Source organism: Bradyrhizobium sp. URHC0002 (genome assembly GCF_054059515.1).
In genome coordinates, this window is sequence record NZ_JBSSCF010000001.1 from 7,156,124 (window position 1) to 7,173,565 (window position 17,442).

The following is a 17,442-nucleotide window of genomic DNA, read 5'->3' on the forward strand; positions in this document are numbered from 1 at the left end:
TGCTTGCTACTCATGACGTACTCCTCCCGTTGTTATGCAATTGGCTCTGTTCGCTTGATGCATCGGAAGTGGACGTGGCTTGTGGAGGTCGCGACCGGCCCAGCGTGGCCTCCTTGATCACTTGCTCGCTATTCCGTTGGCGGGCGCCCCGTCGTGGGGCGCCCGCTTCGTCGGATCATGCTCATCGCACGCGACTAGTCGCTGCGACCGGCAATTTTGGCCTGCTTGACCTGTTGCAGCACCTGCTCGAGGTTGTAGCTCGCCGGGTCCTGCAGCGGCGGGTACGGAATATAGCTCTCGAGTTCTTTCAGCCACAGCGCCTGGCCGATGGGCAGCATGTTCCAGTCATAGACGTAGGCTGTAGAAGGTGAGCCGATCACGCCGCCCAAGCCCATGAGTGTCTTGTATTGCGCACCAATGGAGGTCTCAAACGGGTCTCGCTTGATATTGACGACCTGGGCCCAGTGATAGGGAAGCGCTCCGGCTATGAAGCCCTGCGGCGCGTCGGATACCATCGTGAAGTAGATCTTCCAGTTCTTGTAGCGGACCGCCGACGGATCCTTGCCCGAATAGTAGAAGAAGGTATCGCGCGCCGACTTTTCCGAACGTCCGGAAAGATACTCGGCCTGATCGACGCCATCGAGCGTGGTCTTCACGATGCCGGGATATTGGCCGGCCTCGATACGCTTCTTCAGCGCGTCTCCCTTTGCGCCACCGGCGATGTTGACAAACGTGGGCAGCCAGTCGAGCGACGCGAAGATGTCGTTCTTGATGGTGCCGGGCTTGATGACCCCCGGCCAGCGAACGAGCGCCGGAGCACGCATGCCGCCTTCCCAGGTGCTCAGCTTGCCGCCCTTGAACGGAGTGGTGCCGCCGTCCGGAAAGGTGATGGTCTCGGCGCCGTTGTCGGTCGTGAACACGACGATCGTGTTGTCGAGCTGTCCCATGTCCTGGAGCTTCTTCAGCACATAGCCGATGTTGTCATCCAGCTGCTTCATGCCGGCCTCGTTGAGGCCCCAGTCCTTGCCGCCCGGCTCGCCGACCATGCCCGCGTACTTGTCATTCAGCACGGTGGTGATGTGCATGCGCGCAGGATTGTACCAGACGAAGAAGGGCTTGCCCGTCGTCTTCGGATCGTTGCGATCGAGGAAGTCGATGACCTTGGCCGAGATTTCCTCGTCGACTCCCTTCGATCGCTCGAGTGTCAGCGGGCCTTGATCGATGCACTGCTGAGTCCTGGCTGTACCATCGGACTTGCACGACAGGACGTTGCGCGGAGGCGTCAGGCAAACAGCGGTTTTCGGATCGACCGCGCCCGGTACCTCCGGGATGCCGGGGATCGGCGTATTCTTGCATGGCGGGGCAACCGTCTGCTGCGTGGGGGACTTGTTGATGTCCGGGAAGCTCACGCCCTGCATCGCATCGAGGTGATACAGGTAGCCCCAGTATTCCTGGAAGCCATGCGCGGTCGGCAGCGCGTCGGTGTGATCGCCGAGATGGTTCTTGCCGAATTCGCCGGTGTTGTAGCCGAGATCGAGCAGGAATTTCGCGAGCGCCGGGGTGCCGGGCCGCAGATAGGACGGGCTGCCGGGCAGTTGCGGAGGAATCATGCCGGTGCGCAGCGGATGCATGCCGGTGAAAAAGGCGTTGCGACCGGCCGTGCAGCTCTGCTCGGCATAGTAGTGCGTGAATATTGCGCCTTCATTGCCGATGCGATCGATGTTGGGCGTCTCGCCGACCATCAGGCCGCGATGGTAGATGCTCGGTTGGTAGAGGCCGATGTCGTCGCCCATGATGAAGAGGATATTGGGTTTCTGTGCCGGCTGTGCGGTTGCCGGCGTGCTGGCCGGCCCGGACAGCGACATCAACATCGTCGCGCCAAGCAGCGAGGCGCAGGACTGCTTGTGCCAACCAGGTGTCTTGCGTGGCCTGTCGGGCAATACGGAACTCAACATGGTTACGCTCTCCTGTTTATGATGCATCAGAGGCTCCTCGCCTGACGCACCGAAAGCCAAGATGACTCGTGGAAGTATCGACCGGCTCCGCGTGTCGCGCTGCCGGCCGGTAGCGTCGGCAGTAAATCGGCGCGCACAAATGCGAGCCGCCCTTGATGACCTTTCGTGGAATTTTCACATTGGTGGTTCTGGGGTCGTAGCTGTCGGCCTCGCTGCCGCCGCGCGGGTTCTCGGGAATGCAGCAAGCCTTCGGAGCATCCGCCTGATGCTTTGGCGAATACCAGTCGGCCGTCCATTCCCAGACGTTGCCAATCATGTCGTACAGGCCGTACCCGTTTGGCGGGAATGCACTGACCGGCGAGGTGCGCTCAAAGCCATCAGCATTGACGTTCTGCCGTGGAAACTCACCCTGCCAGGTATTGGCCATGTGACGGCCGCCCGGTGTGAACTCATCGCCCCACGCGAACTCGGCGCCGTCGAGCCCGCCGCGCGCCGCAAACTCCCATTCCGCTTCAGTTGGCAAATCCTTGCCAGCCCATTGCGCATAGGCAAGCGCATCGTTGAATGCCACATGCACGACTGGATGATCGTCCAGCCCGCGGATGTTGCTTCCGGGTCCGTAAGGATGGCGCCATTGCGCGCCCTTGGCGAACGTCCACCACTGGCTGAAGTCGCGGAGATTGACCGGATGGTTGGGCGGCAAGAACATCAGCGAACCCGCATAGGCCATGTGCGGAAGCATTCCGGGATAGTCTTTCGGATCGGGCGTTATCTCGGCGACGGTGACGTGGCCGGTTGCCTTTACGAATTCCTTGAACTGCCGGTTCGTCACCGGCGTGCGGTCGATCAGGAATTCGTCGACAGTAACGCGATGAGCCGGCGCTTCTTCGGGATAGTGCTTGTCCGATCCCATGCGGAACGTGCCCGCGGGAATCCGCAGCATTCCGTCGGCCTGCGAAGCACCAACCGTCACGTCGGCCTTGAATGTGGTTGCGGGGAAAAGCGTTGTCATCTCACGCGTTGCCTCCCGACCGATCGCTCCAAAATCGCGATCCGGCCCGGGGGCACGCTACGCAGGAGGCTCGTCACAGGCTATTGGACCGTGGTCCAACATCGGGCATCCAGCCTGGGCGGACCTTGGGGCGCCTGCGTGTACGGATTTTACAGCGGAGGGCACCGGCCGGCTATTTCCATTGGGCGCGAAAATCGCCGTTGATTCTGCTACCAAATCCCAAACGGGCTAGGCCGGATGCGCCCTCAAAAGCGTGGTAAGGTTGTAAGCCCGCATGTTGATCCGGGTGGGCAGATTCCGCCGTTTGTGAATTCGTTTTGTATTGTTGCGTATTGAGTGGCGGCCTTTTCCAAATGACCAGGACGCGCATCGCAGGGTGGAGCTTGGCGCTCCTTTTTCTGTTCGGCCCGGAATCTCACGCCGCTGAGCCTCGGCGCGTGCTCATGCTGCACGCCTTCAATTACACATTCCCCGCCACCACAATGATCGCCGACGGCGCTCGAAAGCGCTTGCTGGAACGCTCGCCACAACCACTCGAAATCGATGCCGACTTTCTTGACCTGGCGCGAAATACGGATCCCGGATACGAATCCCGGATAACGATGTTCCTGCGGGCCAAGTACGAAAAACGCCCCCCCGACGTGGTGATAACGTTAGGTAGCGTAGCTCTGCCATTCATCGTCAGGCACCGCGACGACATCGCTCCAAATGCGCCCGTCGTATTCACGTCGGTATCCCCACAAAACTATGGTGCGTTGCGGCTACCGCCAAACATCACTGGAATAATTTCCGAGTTTGACCTGGACAAGACGCTTGCGCTCGCGGAGAGACTGCAGCCGGAAGCCAGCCGTCTATTCGTCATTGCTGGAAGCGGGGAAGTGGATCGGCGGTGGCAGTCGACTGCTCGAAAAACCATCGAGGATCGTAAACGAAAACTCGAAGTGACATACCTGTTCGATCGTTCCTATTCGAATCTGGTTGAAGAAGTCTCGAAGATTCCCCGTGATTCGATTGTGATCCTCCTGACGGTATTTGCCGACAGCGAAGGCAACGCCTTTGTCCCAGCTCGCTTGGCAGGCCCTCTGTCCAAGATCTCACCGGCACCGGTCTATGCCCCCTATGACACCTATATTGGCAATGGCATCGTCGGCGGCTTTGTTGAGACATTTGAATCGGTTGGTGTTCGCGCGGCAGACATGGCTCTTCAAATCCTCGTCGGGAAAGACCCTGCGACGATCCTGCCTCAAACAAATCCGGGACAGACCTATCGGGTCGATCACAGGGCGATGGCGCGGTGGGGGCTCCAGGAGAGCAAGCTTCCTCCCGATACTGCCGTCTTGTTCAAGGAGCCGACGATCTGGAGCGAACATCGAGGCGCCGTCGTTGCGGCCATCCTGATTGTTGCCTTGCAATCATTGATCGTTGGCGCGCTACTGGTTCAGCGGCGGAGAAGGTTGCGCGCCGAAAACCTTCTCAAGGAAAGCGAAGAGCGGATGACCTTCGCCGCTGCTGCTGCCAATATTGGGCTTTGGAAATTTGACCGGCATCGAAATGAGCTTTGGGCGACCGAGCATTGCAGGGCGATGTTTGGAGTTGCGCGCGATGCGCCGTTAACCCGCGAAACGTTCCTTTCGGCCGTTCACCCGGACGACCTGCAAATTGCAATCCGGGCGCTTGAAAGGTCTTTGGAGACAGAGCAACCTGCCGTCGGCGACGTCCGAATTGTGTTGCCGGGTGGAGAGGCGCGTTGGGTTCGCATGCGCGCCCGCTCCCCTTCAGAGGGTGGCAGCCAATCGGATCATATTGGCGGCATATTCATCGACATTACCGAACAGAAGTCGGCCGAGGCCGAAGTCGCTCTACAACGTCAGGAAGTTGAGCATCTGATGCGCGTGTCCGTGCTTGGCGAGCTTTCCGGATCGATTGCTCACGAAATCAACCAGCCGCTCACTGCGATCCTGTCCAATGCGCAAGCGGCGCTTCATCTACTGGCGCAGGAGTCGCCGGATGTTGTCGAAATTCACGATGCCCTTGAGGAGATTGTTCATGAAGACAATCGTGCCGGCGAGGTTATCCATCGTCTCCGCGGTCTTTTGAAAAAGGGCGAGCGGAAAGCGGAATATGTCAATATCAATGACCTTGTCAGATCAACGGTTAGCCTGCTGAACAGCGAGCTGATTGCCCGCGATATCAGCCTCAAGCTTGATCTAGATCATGCTCCATCTCCGACACGCGGCGATTCTGTGCAACTGCAGCAAGTCCTGCTCAATCTTGTCATGAATGCAATGGACGCCATGGCCTCGACCCCGATAGCGCAGCGCTCTATCTTGATCTCAACCCGTGGCTCCCAAGCCGGGATGGTGGACGTCACCGTAAGTGATCGTGGACACGGTATTCGCGCCAAGGAAAATGGCCGGCTGTTCGAGCCTTTCTACACCACCAAGAACCATGGCCTCGGTCTGGGTCTAACCCTGTGTTCGACGATCATACAGGCCCATCAGGGAAAGCTGACCCTGGTCAACAATGAGCGCGGCGGCGCTATCGCGAAATTTTCCTTACCTGTCCAACAGCCGACCTCCGACGCCGCATGACGGAAAAGTTCACAATTTACCTCGTCGACGATGACCCGGGAGTCCTCAAGGGACTGTCGCGACTGCTCCGCGCCAGGGGATATGAGGTCAAAGCGTATTCTTCCCCCCGGGTATTCCTCGATGAGCATGACATGACGGTGCCCGGCTGCGCCGTATTGGATGTTTCGATGCCGGGTCTGGATGGTTTGGAGATTCATCGCGTGCTGAGCGCAGCCAGCGGCTATCATCGTCCGGTCGTGTTCGTCACCGGCAAAGGCGACATTCCCACCAGCGTGCGCGCCATGAAGGCCGGCGCGATCGATTTCCTGACCAAGCCCGTAAAGGACAAGGATCTGTTCGAGGCCATATCCCGCGCGGAAGCCAGGGACGCCGAGTTGCGTCGGCTTCATTCCGAGATGGAATCGATGCAGGCGAAGGTCGGCAGCCTGACACCGCGCGAACGCGAAGTGTTTACGCATGTCGTGGCGGGACGGCTCAACAAGCAGATTGCCGGAGACCTGGGCACGGTCGAAAAGACCATCAAGGTCCACCGCAGCCGGATGATGGAGAAGCTCGGCATTCACACCGTCGCCGATCTCGTCCGCATGGCCGAGAAGCTCAATCCGTCGAAGTAAGGAACACGTGCCTATTGGCCCAAGGGCCAACTCGACGGGCGCGCTACGCAACCGCAATAGTATTTCATGGCGGAAGCATCCACATCGATTGCTATTGTGGACGATGATCCAGCCGTGCTCAAGGCCTTGAGCCGGTTGCTGCGTTCGCACGCTTTTCGTGCCCGAACCTATGGATCGGGGCAGGAATTTCTCGCGGCGTTGCCGGCCGGTCTTCCGGACTGCCTGATTATCGATCTCCAGATGCCGGAAATGAACGGTTTGGAACTTCAGCAGCATCTCGTGAGCAACGGCATAAAAATTCCGACAATCCTGATCACTGCGCATGCTGACGTCGCGTTGCGCGATCAGGCAGGGCTGGTTGCCAGCCTCCGGAAACCATTGCAGGAAAAGGCCTTGTTCGACGCTATCGACAAAGCGGTCGGTGACTCGCGTAGCGCCGGGTAGAGAACCGTAAACCGGCAATAAATCTTGGGATCGACCCTGGCGCAGCATGCGCCAGGGTCCAGGCATCGAGGGCGGCAGGAATCTCCTACATTCCCATGATGGCGATGTCCTTCACCGTGCCGCTGACGCCGGCGATCTTTGCCGCCTCGGTCGCCTTTCCGGTGCCGAGGTCGACGCTGTAGAGCGTGCCGTCCGCCATCAGCCAGGCTTCGTTCTTGCCGGCGCCATCGGACCAGATGTCGAATGCGACGCTGTCCGCCTTGATCCCGAGTTTGCCGATCGCGCCGAGCACGCCGTCATTCGGCGGCGCCTGCTTGATCAATCCGCCGATGGTCGCATCGATGTCAAACAAGGCCGTCTCCTTGGCGCCCTTCACCGAATTGGTGTAGGCGCCGGCGACGATGTTCGGCTTCTCGCCCTTGTGCATGTCGCCCTCGGCATATTTGTGGTCGCCGTCCTTGGTTACCTTGCCATCCTCGACATTCGCCCGCAGGTTCATGCCATCGGCGCCCATTACGCGCAGGCGGTCCGCCACGGGGTTGAAATCGACTGTCGCAGCCACACCCTTGGCAAGCATGGTGTCGAGCTTCGACTTCGTCGTGGCCTTGCCGTCGATCGCGATGGTCACAATGGTGCCATCGTCGACCAGTCCATAGAGCATGCCGTCGGCCGGACGCACGTCGATTCCTACCAGCGCACCGGAAATGCCGGTGACCTTGACCGACCCGGTCGCCTTCTTCTGCGCGGTATCGACCATCGCAATGGTGTCGCCGCCGATCAGGGCTGCGACCTGCGCGGCGTTGGCGGCAGCGGACGACAGCAATAGTGCGGCCGAAGCGGCGAAAATTGAGCGAAAATTCATCGTAAAGCTCCCTGTGTTCCATGATCCTCTCGGGACCAACACAGCGGGTACCGGCGGCGCGGCGAAACGGATGCAGCACACCAAAAATAATTTTCGGCGCATGCATCCAAATGCCGCATCTCAAGGTAGAACAGCTATGCAAAGGCATAGACATGACTGGAAATGGCACCATCACCGCCAACCCGCAGGCTCCCGACCTGCTCGATCAGGAGCGCGAGGCGCGGCTTGCTGCGGCGCTGGCGCGTTGCGCGGCCGGCGACCGCGCCGCATTGCGCGTGATCTACGACAGCGAGGCGCCGCGCATGGTCGGCATCGCCCGCCGTATCCTGTTTCGGCAGGATCTTGCGGAAGAGGCGGTGCATGATGCCTTTATCCGGATCTGGCGTGGCGCGGCCGGCTTCGATGCGCGCCGCGGCAGCGCCCGCGGCTGGCTCTATGCGGTGGTGCGCAACCGCGCGCTGAGCATTCATCGCGATGAACACCGCTATGAAGCATCAGATGAAAACGTCGGGGATGTCGACTGCGAGGCCGCCCTGTCGCGGATGCCGGAAACCAGCGCCCTGCGCCGGTGTCTCGAGCAGATCGACCGCCCCCGCCGCGACGTGGTGGTGCTGGCCTATGTTCACGGCATGAGCCACGGCGAACTGGCGGGAAGGCTGAAGGTTCCGCTCGGCACGGTCAAAAGCTGGGTACGGCGCAGCCTCTTTGCGTTGCAGGAGTGCATGGGATGAACCCGCACGACGCCGATAACGCCATGGCCGGCGATTACGTGATGGGCCTGCTGGACGATGCGGAGCACGCCGCCGCCGAACGGCGCATCGCAACCGACCAATCGTTTGCTCAGGCTGTCAGCGCGTGGCGGGGACGGCTTGCGGAACTCGATCTCACGGCCGAGGAAACCCCGCCGAGCCCGGCGCTTTGGCAGCGCATCGCGGATGCGACCAAGATCGCACCGATCGATGCCCTGCCCTCCGCACGCGCCGCGCTGCGTGGCACCGAGCTGTGGGACAACATCCGGTTCTGGCGCGGACTCGGTATCGGCGGCGCCTTCGCGGCAGCGCTTTTTGCAATGATCATGATCGGGTCGCTGGCGACGTCGCGCCAGCTTCGTCACGACATGCTCGCGCTCGCCCAGCGCAAGCCGATTTACGTCGCCGTGCTGGTGAACGACACGACGAAAGAGGCAGGCGCCATCGTCAACGCGTTTTCGAACGGCCGGGTCGAGCTGATACCGTTACGGCCGATCGAGGTTCCTGCCGGCCGCACGCTGCAGGTTTGGACCTTGTGGGATCGCGCGGTCGGCCCGAAATCGATCGGCGTCACCGGTCAGTCGCGCACGCTGCAGCTCGACCTGGAGGCGCTGCCGGAAACCGTGCAGGATCAACTGTTCGAGATCACGCTGGAGCCGGAAGGCGGCTCGCCCCTCGGACGGCCGACCGGCCCAATCCTGTTCAAGGGCAACGCGGCACGGGCGTTGTAGTCGCCCTAGCCTCCGCCCACCAGCGCCAGGAACACCCGCCTCACCTCGCCCTGCGTCTCGCGCACCCTCGCCTCCAGCGTCGAGAAATCAGGCGTGTCGCCGGCGCGCGCCATCACGTGCAAGAGGTTATCGCCCGAGGTTTCCGGATTGAACTTGCCGGTGACGCAAAGCCTGATGATCTGCGTGAGGTCGTGATAGAGCCGCGCAGCCGAACGCAAAATCTCGGCGTCGGACTGCGGCAGCACGCCGAGGCGCGCGGCGTTGTCGAGCACCTGCAGCGTGGAGATGCTGAGGATTTCGGGTTTTTCTGCAGCATGAACGAGCTGCAGATACTGGGCGACGAAATCGATATCAACGAGCCCGCCGGCGGCGAGCTTGAGGTTCCAGATGTCGTCCTCGCCCTTTTCCTGCGCAATCGCCCGGCGCATGTCGGCGACGTCGCCGGCGGTGGAGGCCGCGTCGCGTGGCCGCGTCAGCACGCTGCGGATGATGGCTTCGATCTTTGCGCGAAACACCGGTGAAGCCGAAATCACCCGCGCGCGTGTCAGCGCCATGTGCTCCCAGGTCCACGCTTCGCGTTCCTGGTAGTCGGCGAATGAATCGATCCGCGACGCCAGCGGCCCCGCGCGGCCCGACGGGCGCAGCCGCATGTCGACATCATAGAGCACGCCGTAATTGGTCCGCGTGGTGAACGCCGAGATCAGCCGCTGGGTCAGCCGCGCGAAATACTGCGCGCCGTGCAGCGATCGCTCGCCGTCGGAATCGGGATTGTCCCCGTCGAAATCGTACAGCAGGATCAGGTCGAGGTCGGAGGAAGCCGTCATCTCGCGGCTGCCGAGCCGGCCCATCGCGAGGATTGCGGTCTCCTGCCCCTTGATGCGGCCGTACTGGGTGGCGAACTGATCCCTGACCAGGCCATGCACGGTGTGCACGATGCCTTCGGCGACGTCGGCAAAGGCGACGCTGGCCTGCTGGGCGGATACCGTGCCGGACAGGATGCGCGTGCCGATCAGGAACAGGCTCTCCTGGCCGAACAACCGCAGGCGGTCGAGGAAGTCTTCATAGGAGTCCGCGTCCTTCAGCGTCGCCGCCAGCCGGGCCGACAATTCCTTCTGGTCCGGCATTGCGCCGAAAAAACGGGGATCGATCAGGCCGTCCATGATCTGCGGCTGGCGCGCCAGCATGTCGCCGAGCCGCGGCGCCGCGCCGAGGATCAAGGCCACCAGCGCAACCAGCTCGCGGTTCTCTCTCAAGAGTGAAATCAGCCGGCCGCCGCGCTGCAAGGCGCCGAGAAAGCGATCGAACGCGGTCACCGCGTCATCAGGATCTTCGGCATGCGCGAGGCCGTCGATCAGGCCGGGCACGAATTCGATGAACGCGGCCTTGGTCGCTTCATTGCGGAGCGCGCGATAATTTCCCTGCATCCAGAGCTGCAGCGTGCCGGCCACCGCGACGGGCTTCTTGAAGCCCAGCATCGCCAGATGGTCGAGCAGGCGCGCATCCTCAGGTCCTGCAGCATAGTTGAACTGGGGCAGCTGCGCCGTGCCGGCCGGATCGCCCTCGAACAGCTTGCCGTAATGCCCCCGCACGATATTGAGATGGCCGAGCAGATCCTTCGCAAAGGCTGTCCTGCTCTCATAGCCGAAGAAGTTCGCAAAGCGCTCGACGGCCTCGGCATTTTCGGGCAGCGCATGGGTCTGCTCGTCCGCGATCATCTGCAGCCGGTGCTCGACGCGGCGCAGGAACTCGTAAGCCGCCGTCAGTTCGTCAAACGCCCGAAAGGTGATCCAGTTGCTGGTGGCCAGGACATGCAACGCCTGCAGCGTCGGACGCACCCGCAATTCCGGGTGACGGCCGCCGGCAATGAGCTGCTGCGTCTGCGCGAAAAACTCGATCTCGCGAATACCGCCGCGGCCGACCTTGACGTTATGGCCTTCGACCGCGATCTCGCTCTGGCCGCGATAGGTCTGCATCTGCCGCTTCATGTCGTGGACGTCGGCGAGGGCTGCAAAATCCAGATGCTTGCGCCAGACGAACGGCGAAAGTTCCGAGATCAGCGCCTCGCCCGCCCTGGCGTCGCCGGCGCAGGCGCGCGCCTTGATCATCGCGGCGCGTTCCCAGGTCCGTCCTTCCCGCTCGTAATAATGCAGCGCCGCCTCGGTCGACATCGCCACCTGCGTCGAGGCCGGATCGGGCCGCAGGCGCAGATCGACGCGGAACACGTAGCCGTCGCCCGAGCGTTGCTGCAGCAAGCGGGCCAGCGCCTGCGTCACGCGCACGAAGAACGGCGCCGGCTCGATGTCGGCGACCAGCGAGGTGGCGGCGGGATCGAAAAATACGATCAGGTCGATGTCGCTGGAATAGTTCAGTTCGCCCGCGCCCATCTTGCCCATCGCGAGCACGATCAGGCCACTTCCCTCCTCCGGCCGGTCGGGATTGAAGGCGGTCATGCGGCCGCGCGCGACCTCCTGGCGCAGCAGGAAGCGCAAGGCGGTCTGCACGGAGGTCACCGCGATGTCAGTCAGCGCTGCCGTCACCCGCATCACCGGCCAGACCCCGCCGATGTCACACAGCGCGATCAACAGCGCGGCCTCTGACTTCATGCGGCGAAGCAGATGCATCACGTCGGCCTCGCCCGCCGCGGCGAGCACGTCGCGCGAGGTTTTCTCGATCAGCGCGGCGAGATGCGGTTCCGGGTCGCATGCCAGGAGGCGGAGCAGCCGAGCGGCATCGGCGCGGATCAGGTCGAACAGGTACGGCGAGAACTCGACGATGCCGAGCAGGATGGCCCTGGCGAACGGCCGATCCAGCCACGCGCCGATCTCAGCCGATTGCTGTGGCTCCAGTTCGGCGAGCCAGTCTCCCAGGCGTTGTTCGGCGGTGCTGCTGGCAGTGATATGCGGCCCGCTCACGAACCGCACGGCCAAGGCGGAGGAATTCATGCCACCTTCTGTGGCACATCCGGCGTTTGGGCCGCAAGCCTGTCACCCGCGGCGGATAGCGCCGGGATGACCAGCGTCGCGGTCAGGCCCGGATGCGAATCGCCGAGCCTGAGTTCACCGCCGTGCAGGGTCGCCACCGCGGATGCCAGGCTGAGGCCGAGCCCGGAACCCGGCAGCGTCCGGCTCGCCTCGAGCCGCACGAACCGCTCGACCGCGTGCTTGCGGTCCGCTTCGGGGATGCCCGGCCCATGGTCGGTGACGCTGAGCAGCACATGGTCGTTCTCACGCCGCGCCTCTATCACGATCTCCCTGATGCGCGCGGCGGCGGCAGGATCCAGCGGCTGCACCACCGTCGACGGCTTGCCGTATTTGATGGCGTTCTCGACCAGGTTGGCGAGCGCCTGGCTAATCAGCTCACGGTTGCCGTGCAGCCGCGCGGTCGCGGCCTTGACGCGAAGGGTCATGCCGTCGTCTTCGGCCAGCGGCTCATACAATTCGTGGATGCCCTTGGCGACGTCGGCCGCGTCGAAATCGTCCATGTTGCCGCGCGCCTGCCCGGACTCGGCGCGTGCGATCATCAAGAGCGCGTTGAAGGTGCGGATCAAGCCGTCGGATTCCTCGATGGTCCGTTCCAGCGCCGCGCGGTATTCGGCCTCGCTGCCGGAACTCGCCAGCGCCTCCTCGGCGCGGTTGCGCATGCGCGTCAGCGGTGTCTTTAGGTCATGGGCGATGTTGTCGGAGACTTCCTTCAGCCCCATCATCAGCGCCTCGATGCGCTCCAGCATGGCGTTGAGGTTTTCCGCGAGGCGATCGAGCTCGTCGCCAGAGCGCCCGACCGGCAGCCGTCCGGAAAGGTCGCCGGCCATGATGCGCCGTGTGGTGCCGGTCATGGCGTCGATCCGCCGCAGCACCCGCCGCGCCACGAAGATGCCGCCGCCGATGCCGAGCACGATGACGACTAGCAGCGACCATTGTGCGGCATGGGCGACGATGCCGAACAGCCGCCGGCGCTCCTCGAGGTCACGGCCGACCAGCAGGCGGAATCCGTTGGTGAGCTCGGTGACGCGCACCAGGGCGCGATGCTCCGCCGTGTCCTGCTCGTCGAGCCGGCGGTAGCCGGTTTCCATCCAGCCGGTCGAGGCCATCACGCCCGGCGACAGCGCACCGACATTGCCGCCGATCGCTTTCCCCTCAGGCGTGGTGACGAGATAGAGATTGGCGCCCGGCCGCAGCGCCCGCTTCTCAAGCGTGGGGACGAGTATGCGCAAGCCACGGCGCGTATAGATGTCGACCATCTCGCCGGTTTCGGCCGTCACCGTAGCGGTGATCTGCTCGTTGATCAGACGCCGCGTATTCCAGGCGAAATAGCCGAGCAGCGACGCCGCAAACAGCGCAAACAAAAACAGATAGACCAGCGTCAGCCGGAACGCCGTGGTGCGGATCAGTTTACCGAAGGCCGTCACGGATCATGTATCCATTCTGAGCGTCATGTCTGCTATCACTGACCATCGTCACGATTTTCATTCCCTTTTATTTTCATCATGTTAGACGCATATGCTCTCGTCTAACTTCACTGAACATCGCCGAACGCCGGCCGGTTCTGGCGAAAAACTGGTAAGTTGACGCGGCTCTCCCTTCCCAAGTATCCGTGACGGTAACATATCCGAAAGTGGTCCATTTTGGAAGGCTACCTCACGGGCGAAGCATCCGTGACGGTAGGTGGTAAGCAGAAGGGGAACGTTAAAGTGGCACTCAATTCGAACCAAGTTAAATCCCTGCAAGCTGGCGTTCATGCGGACGGCGGGGGGCTTTATCTGGCGGTGCGCAAAAGCGGCGAACGGGTGTGGGCCTTCCGCTTCACCGACCTCGAGGGCAAGCGGGCGCAGATGGAGTTCGCCAGGGCTGGCGACCGCGACTGCGCAAGCGGTGACGTTCTGACCCTAAGCAGCGCGCGCGAGAAGGCGCGCGACTATAAGGTCGCGTTGAAGCGCGAGGGCATCGATCCGCGCGTCAAGAAGCGGGCCACCGCTCAGGGCAGCAAGACGTTCAAGGAGTTTGCCGAGGAACAGTATCCTGTTTGGTGCCAAGGGCTATCCGAAGAGGAGTTGAAACAGTGGCAGCGCTCCGTCCGGGACGTGCCGAGCCTGCACGACAAGAAGCTCCAGGAGATCACCACCGAGCACGTGTTGGAGGCGCTCAAGGCGATCTGGACCGTGAAGCCGGTCACAGCGTCACGGACGCGCCAGCGGATCGAGCGGCTGATGGACGCTGCCAAGGCATTGAGACTGCGCACGGGCGAGAACCCGGCCGCGTGGCGCGGCAACCTCAGACACCTGCTGCCGTCGCCACGCAAGTTGAATCGCAAGAAGGGGCATCGGTCCGCGCCATATACCAAGATGCCGCAAATGATGACAGGGCTGCGCTATGATACCGGCAACGCTGCGCGCTGCACAGAAGTCGGCATCCTCACCGTGTCGCGGAGCCAAGAAATCCGGCTGATGGAGTGGACGGAGCTGGACTTCGAAGCAAGGACGTGGATGGTTCCGGCTGAGAAGATGAAGATCAAGGGCGAGCTAGAGCCGAAGCCGCATCTCGTCCCGCTGTCAGATCAGGCTATCGAGATCATCCAATCGATGCCGCGCACGGATAAGTACGTGTTCCCCTCCGACCACGCGGAGCAACATCAGCCGATCCGGGCGAACGCGCTTGTTGGGGCCATCGAGCGTACTGCCGTCAAATCCACCATGCATGGCTGCCGCACGAGCTTCCGAAATTGGGGCGCTGACAATAAGGAGCACAATTTTCGCCGCGAAGTGCTTGAGTTCTGCCTGTCGCACCGTATCGGCGATGAGGCTGAACTGTCGTATTGGGACAGCGAGATGATCAAGCGACGCCGCGAGGTGCTGCAGGCTTGGGCTGACTTCATCAAGCCGCCCAAGAATACGTCGCGCGAGCAACCGCCCGAAAGAAAGCGGCAAAAGCTCAAGCTCGTCGCCTAACGAGCCCACCAAAATTTTAGTGAGCGAAGCGCGCTTCCGTCGCGATGTAATCAGGGACCGGTGGATCCTCGCCGTCGTCGGCTTCGTCTACCGACCACATGCGAACTTCTTCCCGTCTTGATCCTCAAAGCGCGCGGCGTCCGCGCATCAGGTAAGAGCTTCGACCGATTGCGGAGTTGTGACTGTGTGATCGTCGTTTACCCTGTTCGAAGCGCGCAGTATCAATCTTGCAACTATGGTGTATTCTTAATCTATGCACGTCGATTGGCGACTTGCATCGAGCCAACTTTTGGGATCACGGAGGGCAACATGGCCAAGAAAGCGAAGAAGGCAAAGAAGGCAAAGAAGGCAGCCAAGAAGAAAAAGAAGTAGCCATTCAATGAAAACTCTCAGTTATCCGGATAGCATCTGAGGTCCATTACGCCTTTTGCAGCCCGAACAGGCCGCAGCTTTCGCCGACAGAATATCCGCGCAACAAACGGTCAGGCCGGACCATTATGCAGATGGCTGCTGCATAACGGTCCGGGTTTTCTTTGGGCTTGATTACCCCGACTCGTTGACGGGACAATTGTCTGGTACAATTTACTGATGCCAAACACACAACGCCAATCACCGCTTTTGTTTTGAAGGCCGAGGGACGAGAAGTTGAACCACCCGAACTTCTCGGCACACGCTACGTCATCGTTGAGACGTGAGGCTCTGGCCTCTCGCCGCACCGCGAGCCGATTCGAGCGTGTCCGCTTGCAATGCCGCGCGCCTCTCGACGATGGCGTGATTGAACAGTTCGAGCACCAGACCAAAGGCCGCCAGTTCCTCTTCCTCGAGGGCGCCGTCATCGTAACATTCGAGCGTTTCACTTATGATGGCGTCGACCTCTCGCTGCATCATCAGCAGTTCCTGGTTGGATTCCGCGCTGCGTACGCTGGAAACCATGGCCAGGATTCTGTTGCAATGGCTGGTGTTTTCGCCCCTTTCATCCCGATTCAAATAGTGACGCAACCAGGCGCCGGCCGAACCGATCCCGGAGAGAAGCAGGAGCGAAAACCAGAAGTAATCGCCGTACCTGTCGAGGAAGGTGCGTTCGGTGCCGTCGATGACGGCTGCCGCTCCCCGATGCACCGGCAGCTCGGCGTCTTTCTCGGTGTCCGGCTTGGTGATGTGCGCAGCGCCAGGCACTTGCCTGGCAATCGTCTGACGGACGGCGAATAGCTGCCGGAAAAATGCCGCAGCCGTCGTTTCAGACAAAGCCTTTCGCGCCATGATCAGGTGGCTGACGTTGACAGTCTCGACCTTGTCATCCGGCCAGGCCGGATTCGCATTGAAGATGCTGGGTGGAATTTCCTCGGATTCATAACGCGGGTGCTTCAGGGCGATTGCTTCCGATGCCTCGATCGCGAGAAACTTCGGCTCGCCTCGCGACCGGGCCGTCGCGGCGATGGCGTCGGAGGTGATTTTGCTATCGAGCGGACCGACCGCCATGAATGCATCGAGAGTCGGGTCGCGCGCCAGCTCTTCGATTTGGTCCGTGCCAAATTGCGTTTCCGGGACCTTGTCCGCCTCCACGCCGGAGGCGCTCAGAATGACCCGCAGCAACGCGGCGTTCGCTGGCGTCCGGCCAATCACGCCGACCCTGTGCCCTGCGAGATCGGCGATCTCCTTGATTTTCGGCGCGGGCTTTCTTTTGGAGCTCTTGTCCGCAAGTCCGGAAGGCGCCCACAGCACAACGAAGTTCTTACGCACGATGGCGACGGTCTGCGCGTCGGCCGGCATCTCCAGATCGCCACGACCGACCGCAAGATCTGCCTTGCCAGCAGCAAGCAGGGCGAGGGCTTCGACCGCGCCGTCGGTCGTGATAAGAGACAGCCTGACTGTCCTGCTTTCGCTGGCGAAGGCCCCGGCCGTCGCCTGAATCACTTTGTGATCGTCGCTTCCCGGCGGTCCGACGGCAATCCGGAGAGTTACCGGCTGCAACGCATAATACAGTGCGCCCGCTGCGGCGCCAAAAATAAGAAATCCAACTGCCAAGACCAGCAGTAAGGTGTTGCTCCTTCTCCGCCGTCGGCGGGCTGCGTCACTGGTTTCACTTGTACCATCGGACGAGGACATTTCCGCTGCCAGTCGGAGATCAAATGCGCTTCCTGCTTTGCAGGAATACCACATTTTCCAAGGATAACGTCGCAGCAGCGACCCTGGTTTCAAGAGCGGAACACCACATGACGGCCTGAAAAATGCGACGGGCTGGCTCTGGTTTCGACGACGCTTGCCGAACAACCACGAGACCGAATGAACGTCCGATACTGGAAAGGGTCGATGGCCGGAATGGGACGACATCCCATTGCCTGGAGGCCGACTTCCGGTATGGGTCTTGTGTCACGAGTAGCGCCGGTCCAAACGGCGGTGCGCAACTGTATTGGAAATGAAGGAGGGTCCTTCGGGTTCGGCGATCAGGTCGCTGATCCCAAGCCACCGCGAGCTGCTGCGGTTAAGCTGTGGTGGTAAGCGTCGCGGAAACGCCTGGAAAATGATCCCGGCAGGCATGGTCG

At 61.6% G+C, this 17,442-nt stretch carries 12 protein-coding genes; 6 read left to right on the plus strand and 6 right to left on the minus strand.

What is annotated here, in order from left to right; genetic code table 11:
* Positions 1-194 precede the first annotated feature (194 nt).
* Both ACVWVY_RS34880 and ACVWVY_RS34885 read right to left on the minus strand, forming a co-directional pair.
* Positions 195-1,871: an arylsulfatase gene (locus ACVWVY_RS34880; RefSeq protein ID WP_456632387.1), complete on the minus strand. Its 1,677-nt coding sequence runs from the start codon at positions 1,869-1,871 to the stop codon at positions 195-197.
* 100 nt (positions 1,872-1,971) lie between these two features.
* Complete coding sequence (locus ACVWVY_RS34885) at positions 1,972-2,898, minus strand: formylglycine-generating enzyme family protein (RefSeq protein ID WP_456632388.1); 927 nt, start codon at positions 2,896-2,898, stop codon at positions 1,972-1,974.
* Between the two features lie 512 nt (positions 2,899-3,410).
* Between ACVWVY_RS34885 and ACVWVY_RS34890 the strand changes: the two genes are divergently transcribed.
* The 3 genes from ACVWVY_RS34890 to ACVWVY_RS34900 all read left to right on the plus strand — a co-directional run bounded on the left by ACVWVY_RS34890 (position 3,411) and on the right by ACVWVY_RS34900 (position 6,616).
* Positions 3,411-5,558 carry a sensor histidine kinase gene (locus ACVWVY_RS34890; protein ID WP_456630637.1) on the plus strand — a complete coding sequence of 716 codons (2,148 nt, stop codon included), beginning with the start codon at positions 3,411-3,413 and terminating at the stop codon, positions 5,556-5,558.
* Positions 5,555-6,172 carry a response regulator transcription factor gene (locus ACVWVY_RS34895; protein ID WP_456630638.1) on the plus strand — a complete coding sequence of 206 codons (618 nt, stop codon included), beginning with the start codon at positions 5,555-5,557 and terminating at the stop codon, positions 6,170-6,172. The genes ACVWVY_RS34890 and ACVWVY_RS34895 overlap by 4 nt, the downstream gene beginning before the upstream one ends.
* 66 nt (positions 6,173-6,238) lie before the next feature.
* Positions 6,239-6,616, plus strand: coding sequence for a response regulator transcription factor (locus ACVWVY_RS34900; RefSeq protein ID WP_456630639.1), 378 nt, complete (start codon positions 6,239-6,241; stop codon positions 6,614-6,616).
* 85 nt (positions 6,617-6,701) lie between these two features.
* Here ACVWVY_RS34900 and ACVWVY_RS34905 read toward each other — a convergent pair whose 3' ends face one another.
* Positions 6,702-7,478, minus strand: a complete 777-nt coding sequence (locus ACVWVY_RS34905; protein ID WP_456630640.1) for a DUF4394 domain-containing protein — start codon at positions 7,476-7,478, stop codon at positions 6,702-6,704.
* 152 nt (positions 7,479-7,630) lie between these two features.
* On the opposite strand from ACVWVY_RS34905, the gene ACVWVY_RS34910 reads away from it, so the two are divergent.
* On the plus strand, positions 7,631-8,209 hold the full coding sequence (locus ACVWVY_RS34910) for a sigma-70 family RNA polymerase sigma factor (protein WP_456630641.1): 579 nt from the start codon (positions 7,631-7,633) through the stop codon (positions 8,207-8,209).
* Positions 8,206-8,958 (plus strand): anti-sigma factor, encoded by a 753-nt coding sequence (locus ACVWVY_RS34915; RefSeq protein WP_456630642.1) that lies wholly within the window; start codon positions 8,206-8,208, stop codon positions 8,956-8,958. The genes ACVWVY_RS34910 and ACVWVY_RS34915 overlap by 4 nt, the downstream gene beginning before the upstream one ends.
* Before the next feature lie 5 nt (positions 8,959-8,963).
* Here the strand turns inward: ACVWVY_RS34915 and ACVWVY_RS34920 are convergent, their stop codons facing one another.
* Positions 8,964-11,900 carry a bifunctional [glutamine synthetase] adenylyltransferase/[glutamine synthetase]-adenylyl-L-tyrosine phosphorylase gene (locus ACVWVY_RS34920; RefSeq protein ID WP_456630643.1) on the minus strand — a complete coding sequence of 979 codons (2,937 nt, stop codon included), beginning with the start codon at positions 11,898-11,900 and terminating at the stop codon, positions 8,964-8,966.
* A complete protein-coding gene (locus ACVWVY_RS34925) occupies positions 11,897-13,363 on the minus strand; it encodes an ATP-binding protein (protein WP_456630644.1) in 1,467 nt (488 codons plus the stop codon). The genes ACVWVY_RS34920 and ACVWVY_RS34925 overlap by 4 nt, the downstream gene beginning before the upstream one ends.
* 282 nt (positions 13,364-13,645) lie before the next feature.
* On the opposite strand from ACVWVY_RS34925, the gene ACVWVY_RS34930 reads away from it, so the two are divergent.
* Entirely contained in the window at positions 13,646-14,899 is a 1,254-nt protein-coding gene (locus ACVWVY_RS34930; RefSeq protein WP_456630645.1) for a tyrosine-type recombinase/integrase, read from the plus strand.
* A 678-nt stretch (positions 14,900-15,577) separates the two neighbouring features.
* Here ACVWVY_RS34930 and ACVWVY_RS34935 read toward each other — a convergent pair.
* Positions 15,578-17,005: a TAXI family TRAP transporter solute-binding subunit gene (locus ACVWVY_RS34935; protein WP_456630646.1), complete on the minus strand. Its 1,428-nt coding sequence runs from the start codon at positions 17,003-17,005 to the stop codon at positions 15,578-15,580.
* Positions 17,006-17,442 lie beyond the last annotated feature (437 nt).